Annotated in this window: 18 protein-coding genes and 1 pseudogene; 10 read left to right on the top strand and 9 right to left on the bottom strand. The window is 69.5% G+C overall.

Annotated elements, in window-relative coordinates:
* Window positions 1–88 precede the first annotated feature (88 nt).
* Window positions 89–1,819: an ABC transporter ATP-binding protein gene (locus tag LFM09_RS32630; RefSeq protein ID WP_414100423.1), complete on the bottom strand. Its 1,731-nt coding sequence runs from the start codon at window positions 1,817–1,819 to the stop codon at window positions 89–91.
* 316 nt (window positions 1,820–2,135) lie between these two features.
* On the opposite strand from LFM09_RS32630, the gene LFM09_RS32625 reads away from it, so the two are divergent.
* Genes LFM09_RS32625 through LFM09_RS32610 form a run of 4 tightly spaced genes read left to right on the top strand, consistent with a single transcriptional unit; the run spans window position 2,136 to window position 5,054 of the window.
* Window positions 2,136–2,804 carry a response regulator transcription factor gene (locus LFM09_RS32625; protein ID WP_414100422.1) on the top strand — a complete coding sequence of 223 codons (669 nt, stop codon included), beginning with the start codon at window positions 2,136–2,138 and terminating at the stop codon, window positions 2,802–2,804.
* Window positions 2,801–3,760, top strand: coding sequence for a sensor histidine kinase (locus LFM09_RS32620; protein ID WP_414100421.1), 960 nt, complete (start codon window positions 2,801–2,803; stop codon window positions 3,758–3,760). Before LFM09_RS32625 ends, LFM09_RS32620 begins: the two co-directional genes overlap by 4 nt.
* A 41-nt stretch (window positions 3,761–3,801) precedes the next feature.
* The gene (locus LFM09_RS32615) at window positions 3,802–4,311 is read left to right on the top strand and encodes an RNA polymerase sigma factor (protein WP_414100420.1); all 510 of its coding nucleotides are present in this window, start codon (window positions 3,802–3,804) and stop codon (window positions 4,309–4,311) included.
* Window positions 4,308–5,054: a hypothetical protein gene (locus tag LFM09_RS32610; RefSeq protein ID WP_414100419.1), complete on the top strand. Its 747-nt coding sequence runs from the start codon at window positions 4,308–4,310 to the stop codon at window positions 5,052–5,054. Before LFM09_RS32615 ends, LFM09_RS32610 begins: the two co-directional genes overlap by 4 nt.
* Window positions 5,055–5,087: 33 nt before the next feature.
* Here the strand turns inward: LFM09_RS32610 and LFM09_RS32605 are convergent, their stop codons facing one another.
* From LFM09_RS32605 to LFM09_RS32595, 3 genes are all read right to left on the bottom strand, one after another.
* Window positions 5,088–7,985: a S8 family serine peptidase gene (locus tag LFM09_RS32605; protein ID WP_414100418.1), complete on the bottom strand. Its 2,898-nt coding sequence runs from the start codon at window positions 7,983–7,985 to the stop codon at window positions 5,088–5,090.
* Window positions 7,982–8,242, bottom strand: coding sequence for a hypothetical protein (locus tag LFM09_RS32600; protein ID WP_414100417.1), 261 nt, complete (start codon window positions 8,240–8,242; stop codon window positions 7,982–7,984). The genes LFM09_RS32605 and LFM09_RS32600 overlap by 4 nt, the downstream gene beginning before the upstream one ends.
* A 67-nt stretch (window positions 8,243–8,309) precedes the next feature.
* Window positions 8,310–10,136, bottom strand: a complete 1,827-nt coding sequence (locus tag LFM09_RS32595; RefSeq protein WP_414100416.1) for a discoidin domain-containing protein — start codon at window positions 10,134–10,136, stop codon at window positions 8,310–8,312.
* A 174-nt stretch (window positions 10,137–10,310) separates the two neighbouring features.
* On the opposite strand from LFM09_RS32595, the gene LFM09_RS32590 reads away from it, so the two are divergent.
* Together LFM09_RS32590 and LFM09_RS32585 are read left to right on the top strand one after the other, a co-directional pair.
* The gene (locus LFM09_RS32590) at window positions 10,311–10,802 is read left to right on the top strand and encodes an HIT family protein (protein ID WP_414100415.1); all 492 of its coding nucleotides are present in this window, start codon (window positions 10,311–10,313) and stop codon (window positions 10,800–10,802) included.
* 44 nt (window positions 10,803–10,846) lie between these two features.
* Window positions 10,847–11,194, top strand: a pseudogene (locus LFM09_RS32585) (VOC family protein); the annotation flags it as partial.
* A 62-nt stretch (window positions 11,195–11,256) separates the two neighbouring features.
* On the opposite strand, the gene LFM09_RS32580 reads toward LFM09_RS32585, so the two are convergent.
* Complete coding sequence (locus tag LFM09_RS32580) at window positions 11,257–11,739, bottom strand: GNAT family N-acetyltransferase (RefSeq protein WP_414100414.1); 483 nt, start codon at window positions 11,737–11,739, stop codon at window positions 11,257–11,259.
* Window positions 11,736–12,344, bottom strand: a complete 609-nt coding sequence (locus LFM09_RS32575) for a TetR/AcrR family transcriptional regulator (protein WP_414100413.1) — start codon at window positions 12,342–12,344, stop codon at window positions 11,736–11,738. Before LFM09_RS32575 ends, LFM09_RS32580 begins: the two co-directional genes overlap by 4 nt.
* A 74-nt stretch (window positions 12,345–12,418) precedes the next feature.
* On the opposite strand from LFM09_RS32575, the gene LFM09_RS32570 reads away from it, so the two are divergent.
* Window positions 12,419–13,312, top strand: a complete 894-nt coding sequence (locus LFM09_RS32570) for an SDR family NAD(P)-dependent oxidoreductase (RefSeq protein ID WP_414100412.1) — start codon at window positions 12,419–12,421, stop codon at window positions 13,310–13,312.
* A 47-nt stretch (window positions 13,313–13,359) separates the two neighbouring features.
* Here the strand turns inward: LFM09_RS32570 and LFM09_RS32565 are convergent, their stop codons facing one another.
* Complete coding sequence (locus tag LFM09_RS32565; RefSeq protein WP_414100411.1) at window positions 13,360–14,616, bottom strand: HRDC domain-containing protein; 1,257 nt, start codon at window positions 14,614–14,616, stop codon at window positions 13,360–13,362.
* Window positions 14,617–14,686: 70 nt separating this feature from the next.
* On the bottom strand, window positions 14,687–15,340 hold the full coding sequence (locus LFM09_RS32560; protein WP_181320591.1) for a response regulator: 654 nt from the start codon (window positions 15,338–15,340) through the stop codon (window positions 14,687–14,689).
* A 318-nt stretch (window positions 15,341–15,658) separates the two neighbouring features.
* Between LFM09_RS32560 and LFM09_RS32555 the strand changes: the two genes are divergently transcribed.
* Window positions 15,659–16,801, top strand: a complete 1,143-nt coding sequence (locus LFM09_RS32555) for a dipeptidase (protein WP_414100410.1) — start codon at window positions 15,659–15,661, stop codon at window positions 16,799–16,801.
* Window positions 16,802–17,428: 627 nt separating this feature from the next.
* Here the strand turns inward: LFM09_RS32555 and LFM09_RS32550 are convergent.
* Entirely contained in the window at window positions 17,429–17,971 is a 543-nt protein-coding gene (locus LFM09_RS32550; RefSeq protein WP_045314992.1) for a DUF3000 domain-containing protein, read from the bottom strand.
* 72 nt (window positions 17,972–18,043) lie between these two features.
* Here LFM09_RS32550 and hemE point away from each other — a divergent pair, with 72 nt between their 5' ends.
* Both hemE and hemG read left to right on the top strand, forming a co-directional pair.
* Window positions 18,044–19,078, top strand: coding sequence for a uroporphyrinogen decarboxylase (hemE, locus tag LFM09_RS32545; RefSeq protein ID WP_414100409.1), 1,035 nt, complete (start codon window positions 18,044–18,046; stop codon window positions 19,076–19,078).
* Complete coding sequence (gene hemG, locus LFM09_RS32540; RefSeq protein WP_414100408.1) at window positions 19,078–20,505, top strand: protoporphyrinogen oxidase; 1,428 nt, start codon at window positions 19,078–19,080, stop codon at window positions 20,503–20,505. The genes hemE and hemG overlap by 1 nt, the downstream gene beginning before the upstream one ends.
* Window positions 20,506–20,508: the final 3 nt, after the last annotated feature.

Below are 20,508 nucleotides of genomic sequence, written 5' to 3'. Positions count from 1 at the left end.
CGATATGTCAGTTCGCTCGCTCCCGCTGACCTGTGCCTTAGCAATGACTCTTTGGACTTCGTCCGCAAAAGACTCATTGCAAGGGCGGTCAGGCGAGGGTGTGGAGGGCGCGGTACGGGCCGTCGGCGGCGAGCAGATCGGCGGGGGAGCCGTGGGCGGCGACGCGGCCGTCGGTGAGGACCAGGACGCGGTCGGCGTTGGCGGTCAGGCGCAGGTCGTGGGTGATCAGGATCGTGGTGCGGCCTGTCGCGACGCGGCGGAGCGGGCCGAGCAGGCGGTCGGCGGAGTGGGCGTCGAGGCTCGCGGTGGGTTCGTCGAGGACCAGGACCGGGGTGTCGGCGACCATGGCGCGGGCGATCGCGATGCGTTGGCGTTGGCCGCCGGACAGGCCGTGGCCGTGCTGGCCGATGACGGTGCTGTAGCCGTCGGGCAGGGCCGTGATGAAGTCGTGGGCGTCGGCGGCCGCGGCGGCGCGGAGGATGTCCGGGAACGTGGCGGTCGCGGAGCCGAAGGCGATGTTGTCGTAGATCGTGCCGTGGAACATCTGGGTCTGCTGGCCGACGAGGGCGATGTTCGAGCGCAGTGACTCCAGGGTCAGGTCGCGCAGGTCGATGCCGTCCAGAGCCACAGCGCCCGTGGCCGGGTCGTAGAAGCGGAGCAGGAGTTTCGCGATGGTCGACTTGCCCGCGCCGGACGGGCCGGTGATCGCGAGCAGTTCGCCGGGGCGGACGTCGACGCTCAGGGAAGACAGGGCCGGCGACGGCGCGTCCGGGTAGCGGAAGCCGACGGACCGCAGGCTGAGTGAGCCGCGGGCGTTGGACAGGACGGTCGAGCCGTCGGTCAGCGGCGGGGCTGCGTCGAGGAGTTCGATGATGCGTTCGGAGCCGGTGGTGGCGGCGGAGATCAGCACGCGGAGCTGGCCCAGTTGCTGGACCGGGGCGTAGAGCGAGGTCAGGATCGCGGCGAACGCGAGCACTCCGCCCAGGCTGATGCGGCCGGCGGCGATCTCCCAGGCGCCCAGGCCGATGACGGCGAGGACGCTGACGGTCTGTGCCATGTGGACGACCGGGGCGTAGAGGCCGCTGAGGCGGGCGATCGAGAGGTTCGTCGAGAGCATGCGGAGGCCGGCGGCGCGCAGTCGGGACGCTTCGGTTTCCTGGCGGTTGTAGGCCTGCACGACCGTGACGTTCGCGAGGCTTTCTTCGAGGATGGCGGTGATGTCGCCGTTCAACGCGCGTTGCTCGCGGGAGCGGGTGTTGATGTGGCGGGCGAAGCGGCGGGTCACCCACGAGAACAGCGGGACGACGACGAACGCGGCGAGGGACAGTTCCCAGCTCAGGTAGAGCGCGTAGCCGGCGAAGAAGGCGACGCTGAACAACGCGGTGACGAGCTGCACCAGGCCGGAGCCGACGAAGCGTTCGACGGTGTCGACGTCGTCGGTGAGGCGGGCGAGCAGGTCGCCGGGGCGGCGGCGTTCGAAGTAGTCCGGTGGCTGGCGGTGCAGGTGTGCGAAGACCTTGGTGCGCAACTTCAAAAGGAAACGTTCGCCGGTTCGGGTGGTGAGGTACTCGCCGCCGAAAACGAGAATGCTCGACAGCATCGCGACGCCCACCCACATCAGTGCCGGGCGCCAGAATCCCGAGATGTCGCCGGCGCGCAACGCGTCGTCGACGATTCGGGCGAACATGGAGACGGCGAACGCGTCGCAGGCGGCCGCACCGATCAGCAGAACGCTGCCGACCGCGAGCCAGCGCCGGTTGCCTCGCGTGAACGGCCAAAAGCGGTGGAATACGGCACGGGCGGACAGTGCGATTCCCACGGCGACTCCATTCGAAAAAGGGTGAGGCCCGCGGCGGGAGGGTGACGCCGCGGGCCAAGGCCGGCTAGCCGCGGGGCGTGACCTCGGTGCGCGGCGTCACTCGCGGCGTCACGTACGTGCGGGGCGTGATGCGCGGGATGACGTCGACGACCGGGCAGCGGGGGATTTCAACGCGAGCAGACATGGTTCTGCCTCTCTTTCGGACTGTTCGCCACCGGTTGGTGGCGACACGGAAAACGCTACGCAGCCACTCGTTTCAGTGACGTCTCGCAATGTCGTTATGCCGGTGAAACAACTGTTGTGCGAGGGTGTGGAAATGCGCGTACTGATAGCGGAGGACGAACCCGTTCTGGCGGACTTCATCGCCGACGGGCTGCGTCAGCTCGCAATGGCCGTCGACATCGCGCACGACGGTCTGACCGCTGCGGAAAAGCTCGCGGGAAACGAGTACGACGTCGTGGTGCTGGACCGGGATCTGCCCGGAAAGCACGGCGACGACGTGTGCCGCGAGGTCATCGGCAGCGGTCTGCGCACGCGGGTCCTGATGCTGACCGCGATGGACGACGTCCGCGAGCGCGTCAAGGGCCTGCGCATCGGCGCGGACGACTACCTGGGCAAGCCGTTCGACTTCGACGAGCTCGTCGCGCGCATCGACGCACTCGCACGTCGCAGCAGTCCCGCCGCACCGCCGGTGATGCGGCGCGGCGGCATCGAGATGAACACCGCACTGCGGCAGGTCTCGCAGAACGAGCGCTTCTTGTCGTTGTCGGTCAAGGAGTTCGGGGTGCTGCACGCGTTGATGGCGGCCAACGGCGCGGTCGTCAGCGCCGAGGAGCTGCTCACCAGCGTGTGGGACGAGAACGCGGACCCGTTCACGAACGCCGTGCGCATCACGATGTCCCGCCTGCGCGCCAAGCTCGACGACCCGAGCGCCATCGAGACCATCGCCGGCGTCGGCTACCGGCTGCGCGGTGAGCAGACATGAGAAAGCTTTCGCTGCGCACGAGGCTGACGCTGGTCCACATCGGACTGTTCCTGGCGGCGAGCACGATCGTCGTTACGTTCGTGTACTTCGCGAACCGGGCGATCATCCTCAGCCTCGAACGAGCCGTGACCCCGCGGATGTACCTGACCGAGAACGGCACGCCGGGCCAGGTCGCGCCCAGGGAACAGGCCTGGGACGACGCGCTGGCCGGGTTGCTGTGGCAGTCGGTGCTGACGTTCCTGCTGATGGGCGCGGTCGCGGGCCTGCTCGGCTGGTGGCTGACCGGACGGGCGCTGCGCCGCGTCGACGAGGCGTTCGCCGCGCAGGGCCGGTTCATCGCGAACGCCTCCCACGAGCTGCGCACGCCCCTCACCGTCACCAGGACGCTGCTGCAGGTCGGACTGTCCTCTTCGGACCCGGACCGCGTGCAGCGAGCCAGGGAGGAACTCCTGCGCAGCAACGACAGGTCGATCGCGCTCATCAACGGCCTGCTGCAGCTCGCTCGTGGTGAGCAGGAGCCGCACATCAGGGACCGCGTCCGGTTCGACGCTGTCGCCGAACGAGTGGTGCACGAGACCGCGTTCGCCAACATCACCGTCAAAGCCGAGGCCGTGGAGGTCCGGGGCGACGAGCTGCTGCTCGAGCAAGTCGTCCGCAACCTCGTCGACAACGCGGTGCGCTACAACGTCCAGGACGGCAGCGTGTCGGTCCGGGTCACCGCGGTGCCGGGCTGGGCGAGGCTGACCGTGGAGAACACCGGCGCGGTCGTGGAGTCCGTGGAGCAGCTGTTCGAGCCGTTCCACCGCGGAGCCAGGCAACGCACCGGCCCGGACGGCGCCGGTCTCGGGCTGTCTATCGTGCGGGCGGTGGCCACGGCACACGGCGGCCGGGTGCACGCGAAGCCGCGCGAGGGCGGCGGTCTCGTCGTCACGGTGGAAATCCCGAGAACAGGGTGAAAGAGCGGGCGTCCTGCCGGACATGTCCCGAGGTGGAGCAGGTGGATGTGGAACCGCGCCAAAGGGATTTCGAACAGCCGGGATTCGAAGCCGTCGCGCAGGAGCTGATCGAGCCGCTGCGCCGGTATCTGGCCCGGCGGACCGACCCGGCGACCGCCGACGACGTGCTGTCCGAGACGTTGCTGGTGGCCTGGCGGCGGCGGGCCGAGATGCCGGCCGAGCCACTGGCCTGGGCATACGCCGTGGCACGCAACTGTCTCGCGAACGCCGAGCGGTCGCGGCGCAGACAGGACCGGCTGATCGTGCGGATCTGGCAGCTGGCCAGACCGCCCGAGCACGTCCCGGCGCGCGACGACCCGGATCCGGAGCTGGCCAGGGCACTCGGACGGCTGTCGTCGGTCGACGCCGAGCTGGTGCGGCTGTGGGCGTGGGAGGAGCTCGGGCCGGCCGAGATCGCCCAGGTCGTCGGGATGAGCGCCAACGCGGTCAGCATCAGGCTGCACCGCGCCCGCAAGAAGCTGAAGGCAGCACTGGAAGGAGAGCGGCCATGACCGGGGACGAGTTGCGCGAGCGGATGCGCCGCGCCGATCCAGCGGCCTCGTTGCGCCCGTTGCCGGAGGACGAGGCACGACGGCTCGTGGCCGGTGCGACGCTCGATCTGCCCGCGCCGAGGTTCGCGGTGCGACGGCTGCCGGTGCTCGTCGGCGCGGCGGCCGCGATCGCCGTGGTGGCCAGCGTGGTCGTGCTGGCGAGCGGTGATTCCACGAAGACGCCGGAGACAACGGTCGCACTGCCGCCATCGACCCAGCCCGGGTTGGCGACGGGGTCCGGGCTGCCGGACAACAGCGGTGGACGGCCGCCGACCAGCGGTCAGCCACGTCCCAGCGCGGGTAGCTCGGCGGTGACCCCGCCGCCGGTCAGCACCACCCCGTCGGACGGCCGCAAGACCACGGTCGCGGTGCTGACGGAGGTTCCGGCGGATCCCGATGTGCGGTGCCGCAAGCCGGAGGCAGCGGTCCTGGCGGCGAACGCGAGCATGGTGTTCGAGGCGACGGTGCTGCGGATCGAAGGCAACGTCGTGACGCTGCAGGTGCACCGCGCGTGGATCGGTGAGGCCGACCAGATCGAGGTCCGGAACACCACGAACTCGCCGGTGCTGGCCGGGTTCGAGCCGGAGGTCGGCAGGAAGTACCTCGTCGCGGCCGCCGACATGAAGGTGATGGGTTGCGGCTACAGCGGTCTCGACGAGCCCGACCTGCGGGCGGTCTACGACGAGGCATTCCCCAGGCGCTGACGGAAAAGGGGCCCGGTACCGGGCCCCTTTTCACTACTTGGTGAGATAGGCGTTGATCACGGTCTGGGTGACCGAGTCACCGCCCTTGCTGACAGCCGTGGCCCGCAACGAGACGCTGCCACCCTTGGCCGGGTTGTTCACGAACATCGAGCCGCCGATCACCCACGCCTTGTGCCAGGTGACGCCCTTGTCGTAGGACACCTGCGCGGTCAGCGACTTGGTCTGTCCACCTTGGACGGTCAACGGCACGCGCTGCAGCCGGTGCGCGGGCAACGTGCCGTCCAGCGCGAGTTCCGGCGTGAACCGGACCATCGACAACGGCACCTGCGTGGGGCCGTCGGTCCGCGCCGAGTCGAAGCCCCACGTCGTGGTGACCGAGGTGCTGATCGCGGCGACACCCGAACGGTTCGCCGTGGTGGTCAGCTCGAACCGGCCGGGCGCCTCGGGCAGGGAGAAGAACGTCTCCAGGTCCAGCGGCCGGTCGGTCGAGTCGATCACCTTGCCGCCCTGCTTGAGCAGGGTCGATCCGGATTCCACGACCGATCCGCCGGTGCGGCCCTGACCGTCGGTGAAGAACGGCAGGCTGCCGAACAGGATGTCACCGTCGCGGTACAGGCCGACGCGCCGCTCGTTCGACAGCGCCGGGCCGAAAACGCCGGTGTTGAACGTCTTCTTGTACGTGCGGCCCGGCTTGAACTGCTCGTCCTCGCCGTTCCAGTACGCCTCGGTGGTGTCGCCGTTGTCCTGCTCGAAGCGGAAGCCCCAGGTGTTGGCAGGGGAGTACAGGTGCAGCTTCCGCGTGTGCGGCAAGGAATATCCGAACGCCACGCCGAACACGGCGCTGTCGCCGAGGGCGGCCTGAGCGTGCAGGAACCCGGTGCGTCCCTCAGCCGTCGTGCCCGCCGAGGCCGCGATGGTCACGAGATCCTTGGCCTTCAACTGTTTGCGGTAACCCGTCCAGAACTTCGTGAGCGTCGTGGACTGGTCGGCGACGTGGAACTCCTCGCGTTCCGCGCCCGTGTAGGAGGCGACGACGAGCTCGTTCATCTCGCCGGACTTGCCCTCCGGACCGACGTGCGCGGTGCTGAGCACGTTGAGCGGCAAGCCGAGCAGACCCCAGCCGTACTCCATCGACGGCACCTTGTGGCCGACCCTGATGTACGAGTGGCGCTCGGCCGGGTTGCCCGGCAGTCCGATGTCGACCGGCTTGGCCTGGCGGGAGTCCAGCGTGATCGTGGTGTCGGCGTTGACCTCGATGTTGGTGCCGTTGAACCAGTTGTAGCCGGGATTCGGCTGCTCCGGTCCGACCCACTGACGCCCGCTCAGCAGGTAGCGGCCCTTGGGCAGCCGCAACGTCTCCAGCCCGGTGCCGAGCTGGTGGAACGTGCCCTTGGCGTCGCTCGTGACGCCCTGCAGATCGGTGCGCCAGTCCGCGGCGGGCTTGCCGTCGCGGCCGATCGCCTTGACCGTGACGCTGTACCGCTCGGGTTCACGCGTCACCGCCGCCGGAGTCACAACGGTTTGGCCGCCGCCGCTCGCGTTGATGTACGCGCTGAACGTGCCGGACGCGTCACCGCCCAGCTTGGTGGCCGCGGTGAGAGTGGTCGTCGCGGTGCCACGCGCGGGAACTTCCAGTTTGGAGTCATGGAGAGTGAAGAAGCCTTCTGGGGCGGTCGTGCTGATGGTCAGGTCGAGCGTGACCGGCTGGTCGCTTTCGTTGCGGTACAGGACATCCCGCTTGATCGGTTCGTCGTCGTGGTGCGGCCACAGCGCCGTGCCGAACGAGACCGAACCCGACGTGACGGTCTGCTTGATCGCCTTGGCGACGTCGGTGCGGCCCGCGCCCTGCTCGAACGGGTTGTGCGCGCCCGGTTTCGCGGACGCCATCAGCGCGGCCTTGAGCTGGTCGCCGCGCCAGTCCGGGTGCGCCTGAGCCAGGATCGCCGCCGCGCCCGCGACGTGCGGGGTGGCCATCGACGTGCCGTTGAGCGAGATGTAGCCGTCGGCCGGCTTGGGCATGGTGTCGCCGAGCCTGCCCGCGGCCGCCGCCCCGATGCCGACGCCGGGTGCGGTGATGTCCGGCTTGATCGCGCCGTCGCCGTTGCGCGGACCGGTGCTGGAGAACGACGCCAGCTTGTCGTTCCGGTCCACGGCACCGACGGTGAGCGCGGCCTCCGCACTGCCGGGGGAGCCGACGGAGTTCGGGCCGAAGTTGCCCGACGCGATCACGAAGAGGGTGCCGGTCTCCTGGGAGAGCTTGTTGATCAGGATCTCCATCGGGTCCAGCAACGGGCTGTCCTCGCCGCCGAGGCTCATGTTGACGACGTCGGCCTGCTGCTCGACCGCCCACTCGATGCCCGCGAGGATCCCGGACTCGTAACCGGAACCGTCGTCGCCGAGCACCTTGCCGTCGAGGATGCGCGCGCCCGGCGCCACGCCCTTGAACTTGCCTCCCGACTTCACACCGGTGCCGGCGGCGATGGACGCGACGTGCGTGCCGTGGCCGACGCGGTCGGAGTTGTCGGGGGAGTCGGTGAAGTTCTTCTCCGCGATCTCCTGGGTGGCGAGGTCGGGGTGGGTGTTGTCGACGCCGGTGTCCAGCACGGCGATCTTCACGCCCGTGCCGTCGAACCCGGCCTGCCACGCCTGCGGTGCGCCGATCTGGGTGGTGCTGCGGTCGAGCGCGGTCTTGTGCACCGCGTCGAGCCAGATCGTGGTCTTGGCGCTGCGGCTGTTGGCCGCCAACGACTTCCACAGGTCCGGTGAGGTGACCGTGACGGCGTCGACGCCGATCCGGTTGAACTTGCGGGCGCCCGGCAGACCCGTGCCGCCCGACACGAGCACGCGGAGGCCGTTGTGCTTCGTGTACTCGGGGCGGCTGAGCAGGGCCAGGTCGAACAGGCGCCGGTCGAGCCTGCCCTCGCTGATCATGCCTTCGACGTCGGCCGGGATCGCGTAGAAGTGCGCCCGTCCTCTCGGGTGCTGACGGGGATGCGTTCACGGCCGGGTGCCGGCTTGAACTCCGCCGGCCTGCCGTGCTCGTCGGTGCGGACCTGGTCACCCGTGATCAGGGTGATCCAGTGCGCGGTTTTCGGGGCTGTGTCGGCCTTTGCCGCGGCGGGGGTGGCGCCGGTGAGCGCCGTGGCCAGCGCGAGGCCGGCCACGGCGAGGGGGAGATTTCGTTTCAACGGAGGCCTCTCCTAGGGACGGACAACTCCTCTGGTGGGCATATGTCCGTCAGGAGGGGCCGGTCTTTCAGTAGGTGATTCCCGGGAAATTCACTCGTGCCTGATCGAACTGCGCGCGGTTGAAGCCGCTGTTGAACGCCTGCTGCGCCAGGCCGCTGAGGTTCCGGCCGACGGCGCCGCTCATGAAGTGGACGAACTCGCCCGCGTTCATCCGGCGCGTGTAGATCAGGTTGCGGTTGTCGTTCTCCAGCCGCTTGGGGAAGTGCTGGTTCAGCAACCCGAAGAACCGGTCCATGAACGCCATGGTGCTGCCGGTCTCCAGGTACAGCGGGTGGAACCAGTCGCGGAACCACGCCGCCTGCTGTGCGCCTTGCGGCAGGTTGTCGCGGTTGTTCATGTACTGGTTGAACACCCTGGTCGCGTCGTCGGTCCGACCCGACTTGCGGTAGAAGTCGTACTGGCAGATCTCGGCCCACTTGCTGTCGCCCCAGATCTCGCCGAACGCCGGGGATTCGTGCACACCCTGGCTCGCGCCCTCGACGATGTGGCACTCCTCGTGCGTGATCACGTCGCGCAGGGTCGCGTTGTTGATGCTCCAGCCGTTGTCACCGACGTCGATGGTGTTGCGGAACCCGGCGAAGTCGTCGAACCGGTTCACCACCGTGCCGCCGTGGTAGCGGTCCTGGTGGAAGAACGCGAGCAACGGCTTGGGGTACCCGAACCTGGTGCAGTTCGGCCCGATCGGCGCCGGGAGCGGCCGGTTGACCGCGCAGCTGCCGTAGGTCTCGCGGTAGTGGCGCCAGACCTCGGCCACGAACGGCGCCGCCCACGCGGTCTGTGACGGCGGCAGCGCGAGCAACGCGGGATCGAAGTACACGGCCACGTCGGCGTTGCACGACACCCTGGTCATCAACGTCGTGTGCTCGGCGACGTAGTCGGTCAGCGTCGTTGGTGCGTCGGGGTGGCACGTGCCGGGGTCGCTCCCGATCGGCGGTGGGTCGAGGTAGACCTCGAACTCGTAGATCCGCGCCGTGGCGTCGTTGACGTTGAGCCTCACGTAGCGCGCGCTCCGCTGGCTCCAGGTGTGGCGGGTGACGTTGGCGGTGTTGCCGGTCGTCGTCGACACCGTCGTGAAGTTCGTGCCGTCGGTGCTCGTCTGGACGTTGAACGCGCTGGTGTTCCCGCCTTCACCACCGGCGCCGGCGTGGCGGATGATCACGCCGCCGACGGTCCTGTTCGCCTGCAGATCCACCTGCAGGAACCTCGTCGCGGCTGACGAGCACCACTTGTCGCTCAGGCCACCGGTGACGCTGCCGTTGACGGCCTTCTCCGGGCCTTCTGCGGTGGCGCACGGGGTGCTGCCGGTGGCGGGCCGGTTGAGGGCGAGGTTGCCCGAGGGCTGGCCGCCGTCGACGTCGTAGACCTCGAACTCGTAGATCCGGGCCGTTGCGCCGCCCTGCTCGCCCTGGGTGATGTTGAGCCGGACGTACCGGGCGCTGGTGGCAGCGATGTCATGGGTGGACACGTCGGCGGTGTTGTTCGTGACGGTCGTCGTGGTGGTCCAGGCCGTGCCGTTGGTGCTCGTCTGAACGGTGAAGGCTCGGGTGTTGAGGCCTTGCCCCTCACCTCCGGCACCGGCGTGCTTGATCACGAACCGGCCGATCGTGGTCGGTGTGCCGAGGTCGACCTGGAGGAACCTGGTGGCCGCCGTCGAGCACCACTTGTCGGTGTTTCCGCCGGTCACGCTGCCGTTGAACGCTTTGGCCGGGGATTCCTCCTGCGCGCAGGACGCCGATCCCGTGGCCGGCTTGTTCAGTGCGACGTTCGTCGCCGCGGCTGCTTGTGGCGCGGTGGCGACTGTTGCGGCCGTGATCAACAGCAGGCCTGTGAGCAACCGGGAAATCCGACGGCGATGTGATGATCTCTGCATCGGTAGAGCTCCCATCCGTCGTGACAACGTTGTCAGGCGGCGGTGAGGAGAAGCCTACTCGCGAGTCGGTACCGGGAAATCCGCTCAACGGACGGCTCGGAACGCCCAGAATTTCCCAGTCGGGTACATGTGGAACGCATGACTTCTCGCGTGCCGTGGGACCCAGACGACTACCTCGCGCTCGCCCGCCGGGCCTGTTTCATCTGCGAGCTCCTGGCGGACAACCCCGACTACCCGCACCACGTCGCGTATCGGGACGAGGTGGCCATCGTGTTCGCGAGCAAGTTCCCCTCGGTGCTCGGGCACTTCCTGGTGGCGCCGGTCGACCACCGCGAGCACGCGATCGGCGACTTCACGCCGGACGAGTACGCGGCGATCCAACGGGTCGTGCACCGGGCCGGCAGTGCGTTGAGCTCTCTGCTGCCCGTTGAGCGGCTCTACGTCCTGTCGCTGGGCAGTCAGCAGGCCAACCGGCACGTCCACTGGCACCTCGCGCCGTTGCCGCCGGGCGTGCCCTACGAGGATCAGCAGACCGCTGTCTTCGAGGCCGCCCGTGGCCACCTCGACCTGCCCGACGGCCAGATCGCCGACCTGACTCGGCGCCTCGGCGAACGCCTGCATGCGGACTGAAAGTGACCTAGATCGACCATGGGTTCCCGAGGAGAGGAGTTCTGATGTTGCGCGGAACGGCCACTGCCGGCTACGTCGCCGACGACGTCCCGGCCGCCGCCAGGTGGTACGCCGAGCTGCTCGGCATCGAGCCGTACTTCGTGCGCCCGGACGCCGAGAACCCGGCCTACGTCGAGTTCCGGGTGGGTGACCACGAGCACGAGCTCGGCATCCTCGACCGCCGCTACGCCCCGGCCTCCGACGGGACAGGTGGGGTGTCCGTCGCCTGGCACGTCGACGACATCGACGCCGCGTTGGAGCGGCTCGCGGCCATGGGGGCCACCGAGCGCGAGCCCAAGACCTTCCTCGAAGACGGGTTCGTCTCCGCGTCGGTGCTCGACCCCTTCGGGAACGTGCTCAGCCTGACCTGCAACCCGCACCACCCTCGACCAGCTGGCGCGCGATCGGGGCGCTCTCAGCCGAACGCACGCCGCCAGCGGACCTCGCCGTCCTGCACCTCGCCGGTGGCGGTCAGCCCGGCGGAGGCGGCCACGGCGGCGGACGCGTGGTGGTCGGGATGCACGTGCGCGATGACGGTCTGGACGGGCTGGGTGCCGAGCCAGCCGACGAGTCCGCGCGCCGCCTCGCCGGCGATGCCGCGCCCTTGCCACGGCGTGCCGACGACCCAGGCGATCTCGGCGGTCCGGCCGGTGATGGTCGCCTGGACGGTGCCGACGAGGCAGCTCTCGTCGCGCAGGGAGATCACCCAGTTGAGCCAGCGCTCGGACGGGTCGGGGGAGCCCGCGACGAGCCGTCGGTAGCGGGCCTGGAGGGCGTCCGGGGTCAGCGGGGTGCCGCCGATGAACGTGTGCAGCGCCGGGTCCGCGAGCACCCCGGCCATCTCTTCGGCGTGCTCGACCTGGAGCGGGATCAGGTCGAGCCGGTCCGTGCCGATCATCGTCGCGGAACCCCTTCCATGGCCAGGGTCGTGGCGGTCCGCATCGCGGCGAGGGTCGCCGCTGGGGTGTCGCCGCGTTGGAGGCTGGTCACGGCCGCGGCGCTGATCGCGCCCATCAGGGCACCGACGACCGCGGCGGCGGTCAGGTCGTCCAGCTCGTCCGGGTAGGCGGCGCGGAGGGCTGCGGCGATGCGGGTTTGTGCGGTGAACGTCGTGTGCAGCACGCGGGCTTGCACGGCCGGGGTGGTCACCACGAGCCGTGCGCGGAGTGCGGCCAGGCCGGCCGGCAGGTCGCCCTCCGCGGTGCTGGTGATCATGCGGTCCGCCGCGGTGGCCAGTGCGTCCCGCAGCGGGGTGCCGGGTGGGCGTTCGGCGATGGCGTCCACGGCCAGGGAGGCGCGGTTGTCGGCATCGGTGAGCAGCACGTCCTCCTTGGTGGGGAAGTGCAGGAAGAACGTGCGTTTGCTGACGTCGGCGGCCTCCGCGATGTCGGCGACGCCGGTTTCGTCGTAGCCCTGCTCGGTGAAGAGCCGCACCGCGGCGGCGACGAGCGACTGGCGGGTGGCCTGCTTCTTGCGTTCGCGGCGGCCGGGATCGTCTGACACGGGTCGATCTTAGTGCACTCCGATAATTAATGCACTCAGTATACTGATGCATTGAGTGCAACGAAGGGGGAGCTATGGCCGGGCGGACGGTGCTGGTGACCGGAGGCGGGCGGGGGATCGGGCGGGCGGAGGCGCTGCACCTCGCTGAAGCCGGGATGAACGTCGTGGTGAACGACCCCGGCGTCGAGATCGACGGGCGCGGTGGGGACGAGGGCGTTGCCGCTGCCGTCGTCGACGAGATCCGCGGTCGCGGCGGGCGGGCGGTGGCCGACACCGGAAGCGTGGCGAACTGGGAGGACGCGCGGCGCGTGGTCGAGCGGGCCGTCGAGGAGTTCGGCGACCTGCACGCCGTCGTCAACAACGCCGCCACGGAGGCCAACAAGGGGTTGGAGCCGCTCACCGAGGCGGAGTTCGACGGCGTCGTCGCGGTCAAGCTGAAGGGCACCTTCGCCGTGAGTCACTGGGCCGCTGTCCACTGGCGGGAGCAGCACGAGGCCGGTGTCCGGGTCGACCGGGCGATCGTCAACACCGCGTCCGGGTCCGGTCTGCTCAACCCGCTGCCGACGCAGTCGAACTACGCCGCGGCGAACGCGGCCGTCGCCGCCATGACCACCGTCCACGCGTTGGAGCTGCGGCGGCTGGGCGTGCGGGTCAACTGCGTCAGCCCGTCGATGGTGCGCACACGGTTGACCGCCACGTTGCCCGGCATGACAGACCCCGGTGTGGTCGCACCGCTCGTCACGTACCTGGTGAGCGACGGCTGCCCGCTGACCGGGCAGGTGCTGTCGGTGCGCGGCGGCTCCGTCGCGGTCAACCGCGGCTGGTCGCTCGGGCCGCGCGTCGACGGCGGTGACGAACCGTGGACCGTCGCCGCGCTGGCCGGTGCGCTCGCCGCCGTCGAGATGGACGACCCCTTCGACACGTTGACGACGGCACTCGGCGGTGCACTCGGCCTGAGCAGGCGCTAGGACGTCGAGGCCGTCGTCAACGGACAGCTGAACTGATATATCGGATATCAGTTAGGGGGTGTTGGGGCTGTTGCAGCCAACGCTTTCGTCAGAGCTTCAAGCGTTAGTTCGATCTGCCACGACCGCGCCCCGTTCTCGCGCAGCACCGAGGCCACGGATTCGGGGGAGAGGTCGGCCGGAGGTTGCCAGCAGGTGCGGCGCACCAGGTCGGGCAGCAGGAGGTTCTCCACCGGCAGGGTGTTGGCCTCGGCGATCGCCGACAGCGACGTGCGGGCCGCGGCCAGGCGGGCGGCGGCGTCCGGGTCCTTGTCCGCCCAGCGGTTGGGCGGGGGCGGGCCGTCGTGCTGGCCGGCGGGCTCGGGGAGCTCCGCCTTGGTGAGGCCGGCGGCCTTGCGCAGGGCGTTCATCCAGACGCCGGACATGCGGCGCTGGGCTCGGCCGCGGAACACCGGCAGCGCCAGCAGTTCGGCTTCCGAAGCGGGGTTGCGAGCGGCCGCCTCCATCAGGGCGGAGTCCGGGAGGACTCGGCCGGGGGCGATGTCGCGTTCGCGGGCCACGGCGTCGCGGGCTTCCCAGAGCGAACGCACCATGGCCAGCTGCCGCTGGTTGCGCACGCGGTGGATACCCGACGTGCGCCGCCAGGGATCGGTACGGGGGCGCGGCAACGGCGCCATCCGGACCGCCTCGAACTCCTCGAGCGCCCAGGCGAGCTTGCCCTGGCGCTCCAGCTCGGTTTCGAGTACGTCGCGCAGCTGCACGAGCAGCTCCACGTCGAGAGCGGCATACGTCAGCCAATCGGCAGGAAGGGGCCGGCGTGACCAGTCGGCCGCGCCGTGCCCCTTCTCGAGCCTGTAACCAAGTAGCCGTTCCACCAGCGTGCCCAGCGCGACACGTTCGAACCCAGCCAGCCTGCCCGCCAGCTCGGTGTCGAACAGCACGCCGGGTCGCAGCCCGAGTTCGGCGAGGCACGGCAGGTCCTGAGACGCCGCGTGCAACACCCACTCAGTGCCATCCAGCGCCTGCACCAGCGGGTCGAGCCGTCCGCCTAGGGCGATCGGGTCGACCAACCATGTGCCGGCGCCTTCCCGGCGCAGTTGCACCAGATAGGCACGCTGTGAGTAGCGGTAGCCCGAGGCTCGCTCGGTGTCCACCGCGACCGGGCCCTTCGCCCCGGCGAGCGCGTCAGCGGCTCGCCGGAGCGCAGCAGGATCGGCGACCACGGGCGGGACCCCATCAGCAGGTTCCGTCAGCGGTACCGGATCTGGTCCGGTTGGTGCGGTTGGCTCGTCGGCGGGTACATCCACAGCGGATGACCCTACGACGATCGCACCACTCACAGGTGTTCTCGGCCGGTTCAGTGCTTCAAACCGGTATCTAACGGATCACGCCGGCACGCATGGCCAGCGCGACCATCTGAGCGCGATCCCCGGTGCCCAGCTTCCGGCCGATCCGCGACAGGTGAGACTTCACCGTCAACGCGGACAGGCTCAGAGCCTCGCCGATTTCCTTGTTGCTCTGGCCATCGGCGACCAGCTGGAGCACCTCGACCTCACGCGCGGAGAGTTCCCGCGGCGTGTTGTCGGTGCCCGGCACCCGAGTACCCGCTGCGAGTACTGGTGCCACGCTCGGATCTGCGTAAACGCCGCCATCGAGAACCCGGCGCACCCCGTCGGTGACCACCATCGGAGAGGCGGACTTCAGGAGGTACGCCTGGGCGCCCGCCTGGAAGGCCGACCTGACCGCGTAGGGGTCGTCGGAGGATGCGAGGACCACGATGCGGGGCCAGCCCTGGGCACGGAGTTCCGTGACCAGGTCGATGCCGGTGCCATCCGGCAGACCCAGATCGAGGATCGCGAGGTCGCAAGGTCCGGTAGCAAGTGCCCGCGCCCGAGCCTCTGCCACCGATGCGGCCTCATGCACTGTCCCGGCTCCCATTTGGGTGAGCCGAGCTGATATCGCCTCCCTCAGCAGTGGGTGGTCGTCGACCACCAGCACTGAAAAAAGCTCTTCCCGCGGGTGCGGGACCATGTTCGCCGGCAACGAGCCGGCTGGCGTGGTACGAACGGCCTGACCTAAGCCGACGGCAGCCACGTCACTACCTCCCTGGAGTCGGTCGTGCCCCCCGACCGGCACCGGAGACTTTCGTCCAATCAGCCGCGCCACTGATCGACCGAAAGTGGTGTCGTCTGGGGCAGCGTAGCCGCCCATGCGGGTCTACGGGACGATCAATCGGGTATCTATCCCTATTGAGTTGTGACAGATGGCCTCATGTGTCACACGATCGGATGACAACTAGATAGGGGGAGTAACACGAGTCCCTCTCAGAACGACATCTAGGAGTTGGTTGTGCCGAGCTCTACCGGTCACGAGCGAGCGCGAGCGTTGCTGCAGCGTGTGCCCCTCGTCGACGGCCACAACGACCTTCCGTGGGCACTTCGCGAGTTCGGCGACGGAACGGGCGAGGACGTCTACACGACCGCCGCGAAGATCGATCTCACGGAACGTCATCCCAGCCTGCACACGGACATCGTGAAAATGCGCGAGGGTGGACTCGGCATGCAGTTCTGGTCCGTCTGGATTCCGTGCCGGCTGGCCGGAGACGGAGCCGTCACCGCCGTGCTCGAGCAGGTCGAACTGGTCTACGAGCTGGCCGAGCGGTACTCCGACCACATGGGCATCGCGACCACCGCCGCGGAGGCTGAAAAAGTTTTCGCGTCCGGGCGTGTCGCCTCCCTCCTGGGCGCGGAGGGCGGACATTCCATCAACTCTTCACTCGGAGTTCTGCGCGCGTTGCGCCGGCTGGGCGTCCGCTACATGACACTGACCCACAACGACAACACGCCGTGGGCCGACAGCGCCACTGACCAGCCAGAACACGGCGGGCTGACCGAGTTCGGCCGTGAGGTCGTGCGCGAGATGAACCGGATCGGCATGTTGGTCGACCTGAGTCACGTCGCGCCGAGCACGATGCACGCCGCGCTCGACACGAGCGTCAAGCCCGTCATCTTCAGTCACTCGTCGTGTCGGCACGTTGCCGACCATCCGCGCAACATTCCTGACGACGTCCTGGTGAAGCTCAAGGCCAACGGCGGTGTGGCCATGATCACATTTGTCCCGGACTTCGTGTCACCCCGTGTCGCTGAATGGGACGCAGCCCTTCGTGACGCGATGACAGCCGCCGGCGAGAAGCACGCCGACCTGCAGGCCCGCGGCAAGTTCCTGGAGTCGTGGACGGGCGAGCCGAAGCCCGCCGTCACGATCGACGACGTCGTCGCACACCTGGAGCACGCGCGTGAGGTCGTCGGCATCGACCACATCGGCCTCGGCGGCGACTACGACGGCGTGAAGGAACTGCCGCAGGGGCTCGAGGACGTCTCGACCTACCCGAACCTCATCGGAGCGCTGCTCGACAAGGGCTGGTCCGAGGACGACTGCACGAAGCTCGCCGGCGCGAACGTCCTGCGCGTCCTCCGCGACGCCGACAGCTGATCCGACCGCCCGCTCACCGATATATCAGTTCCCTTGACCGTTTCCGGGTGCCGCCGACCTGCGCTTTAGCAATGACTCTTTGGACTTCGTCCGCAAAAGACTCATTGCAAAGGCGTGGGGCCGGCGGCTGCCGAGGGGTGGGCGGCCGCTGGGAGAGGTGGTCAAGCACGGCGGCTGGCTGCGGGGTGGGGGAGCTGAGCGACGGCTGCGGGTGGGCGCGCCGGCGAGCGAGGCGACTGCTGAGGGGTGGGTGAGTGGCCGGTGCGTAATGCGGTGGGCGAGCGAGGAGGCCGGCAGACGGCGCTAGCGGCGGATGCGGGTTGGCGGGCTGGAGCGAGGTGCCTGGGTGAGCGAGGCGGCACCAGCGGGCCGCGGGTGAGCGAGCGGCTGGAGCGCGGTAGCCGCGGGTGGGTGAGCCGAGCGCGGGCGTGCGTGAGCGGGCGCGGCGGTCAGCCGTCTGCGTCAGCCGTCTGCGTCAGCCATCTGTGCAACGTGAGTGAACAGGGTCGGCTGCGGTCAGCCCGAGTGGCAACGCGAGGCCGTGAGCGGGTGCGACGAGCCGATGTGTTGGCGAACCGATATATCGGCTGGCTTGCGAGTGCTGGCCGATGCTCTCGCTGCTCGGGACTAGCGCTGGCCGAACATCGTGACCCCGACGGGCGGCAGCCCGACGGCCGTCGCCATCAGTTCGTAGAACGCGGTGCCGTGCTCGGCGAGCTCCCCGTCCAAAGCGGTCCACGACGCCCGCAGCTCCAGGTCGTCCGTCCGAGCCGGGCCGGCGATGTCGCCGAACCTGGCCGACGACGTCTGCGTCACGGTCCCGCCCAGCGCCGTGAACCCGGCGCCGGACTGCTCCAACGCCTCCGTCAGCCAGGACCAGCCGACCTCGGGCAGCAGCGGGTCGGAGGCGAGTTCGTGGTCGAGCTCGACGCGGACGTAGGCCACGACGCGCAGGACGCCGCCCCACGCCTCGTCGCCGTCCGGGTCGTGCAGCAGCACCAGCCGTCCGGTCGACAGTTCGTCCGACGGGCCGGTGACCTCAGCCGTCAGCGCGTACGCCCACGGCGCGAGCCGCTGCGGTGGGCGAACTTCGGTGAGTTCGATCTCGGGCCTGTGGCGAACCGACTTGAGCGTCCCCACCGCCCGGCGGAAGATTTCCGGCTCGGTCACACAACTGACTGTATGCCTCGCAAACCGACCGAGTGACGGCGGCACGCCGAGACGTGGGACCATGAAAGAGACATGACTTCACAAGTTCCTCTCCTCGTGGCCGCAAGTGGCGGCACCCCGTCGCACACCCCTGTCTGGTTCATGCGGCAGGCGGGACGGTCGTTGCCCGAGTACCGGGCGCTGCGCCAGGGCACCGCGATGCTCGACGCCTGCATGGACCCGCAGATGGTCTGCGAGATCACCATGCAGCCGATCCGGCGGCACGGTGTCGACGGCGCGATCCTGTTCTCCGACATCGTGGTGCCGCTCAAGGCCGCCGGTGTCGACCTCGACATCGTCGCGGGTGTCGGTCCCGTGGTCGCGAACCCGGTTCGGACGCTCGACGACGTGCGGAACCTGCCGGAGCTGCACGCCGAGCAGGTCCAGCCGGTCGCGGACGCCATCGGGTTGCTGCTCAAGGAACTCCCGGCCGAGGTCGCGCTGATCGGGTTCGCCGGAGCGCCGTTCACGCTGGCGAGCTACCTGGTCGAGGGCGGGCCCAGCAAGAACCACGAGCGCACCAAGGCGCTCATGCACGGCAACCCCGAGCTGTGGCACGCGCTGCTGGCGAAGATCGCGGACGTCACGGCGGCGTTCCTGCACGCGCAGCTCGACGCGGGCGTGCAGGCCGTGCAGCTGTTCGACTCGTGGGCGGGCGCGCTGTCCGAGCGCGACTACCGCGAGTTCGTGCTGCCGCACTCGAAGCGGGTCCTCGAAACGATCACGACCGTGCCGCGCATCCACTTCGGAGTCGGCACCGGCGAGCTGCTGCCCGCCATGCGCGAAGCCGGCGCGGACGTCGTCGGCGTCGACTGGCGGATCCCGCTCGACGTGGCGGTCGACAGGCTCGAAAAAGCGAACCCCGAGCTGCCGAAGCCGGTCGTGCAGGGCAACCTCGACCCGGCGCTGTTCTTCGCGGGCTTCGAGGCCGTCGAACGCGAGGTGCGCCGCATCCACGCCGAGGGCAAGGCCGCCGCGGGCCACATCTTCAACCTCGGCCACGGCGTGCTCCCCGACACCGATCCGGAGATCATCACCCGGACCGTCGAACTGATCCACAGCTTGTAATGCACGGAAGAGCGCCGCACGTAGCCGTCGTCGGGGGAGGCATCTCCGGCCTGGCCGCCGCGCACCGCCTCAGGATGCTGCTCGGCCCGCAGGCCAGGATCACCGTGATCGAGCAGTCCGACCGGCTCGGCGGCAAGCTGCGCACGACCGAGCTCGCAGGCGTGCGGTTCGACGTGGGCGCGGAGGCGTTCCTGCACCGCAAGCCCGAGGCGCAGGAGCTGATCAACGAGGTCGGGCTCGCCGAGCAGGTCGTGCACCCGACGTCGGCGAGAGCCTCAGTACACGCGGCCGGGCGCACGCACCAGCTGCCGGCGCACACGTTCATGGGCGTCCCGGCGAGCGTCGAGGCCGTGCGGCACATGCTCTCGTCCGAGGGCGCGCTGCGGGTCGAGATGGAACCGACGCTGCCGCCGATCGAGCTCAAAGGTGGCGACGTCGCCGTCGGCGCGCTGATGAAGGACAGGTTCGGCTCGGAGGTCGCGGACCGGTTGGTCAGCCCGTTGCTCGGCGGTGTCTACGCGGGCCGCGCGGACGAGCTCGGCCTGCGCGCCACGATGCCGCAGATCGCGACGCTGCTGGACAAGGGCGTCGGATCGCTGCTGGCCGCGGCCGCGATGATGATGCCCGCGCCGCCACAGCCACGCGCTGCCCGCCCGCCGGTGTTCGCCAGCCTGAGCAACGGTGTCTCGACGCTCGTCGACCGGCTCGCCGAGGTCGCGAGGCCCGAGGTCCGGCTGCGGCTGCCCGTCCGCGTGTTGTCGTGGCTCGGCGACGGCTGGCGGTTGGAGATCGGCTCGGCCGCGACCCCGGAGTACCTGGAGTGCGACGGCGTCGTGCTCGCGGTGCCCGCGCCCAGTGCCCGCAAGCTGCTGTCCGAGATCGCGCCGCAGGTGTCCGCCGCGTACGGCAAGATCGAGGTCGCCTCGATGGCCGTGGTCGCGCTGGCGCTGCCGCCCGGCACCGAACTCCCGGACCGCTCCGGCATCCTGATCGCGGAGGGGGAGCGGTACAGCGACCGCATCACCCCGTTCACCGCCAAGGCCTTCACGTTCTCCAGCCGCAAGTGGGCCCACTACGGCGAACCGGTCATCCTGCGCGGCTCGGTCGGCCGCCACGGTGAGACGGCGCTCCTGCAGCGCAGCGATGCGGACCTGGTGAAAGCCGTGCGGAACGACCTGTACGAGCTCACCGGCGTCAGGGCAGAGCCGATCGACTACGTGGTGCAGCGCTGGGGCGGTGGGCTGCCGCAGTACGGCGTGGGCCACGTCGACCTGGTGGAGACGATCGAACGCGGAATCGGCGACGTCCCCGGTCTGGCAGTGGCGGGCGCCACGCTGCACGGCGTCGGCGTGCCCGCGTGCATCGCCACCGCCGACGCGGCCGCCGCCCGTGTCGCAGCACACCTGCTGGGCCGCGTTCGCCGCTGAAGA

Source organism: Lentzea alba (assembly GCF_047445655.1).
Lineage (GTDB): Bacteria > Actinomycetota > Actinomycetes > Mycobacteriales > Pseudonocardiaceae > Lentzea > Lentzea alba_A.
Note: the sequence above shows the minus strand (reverse complement) of the source record. Positions and strands in the feature narration are given on the sequence as shown.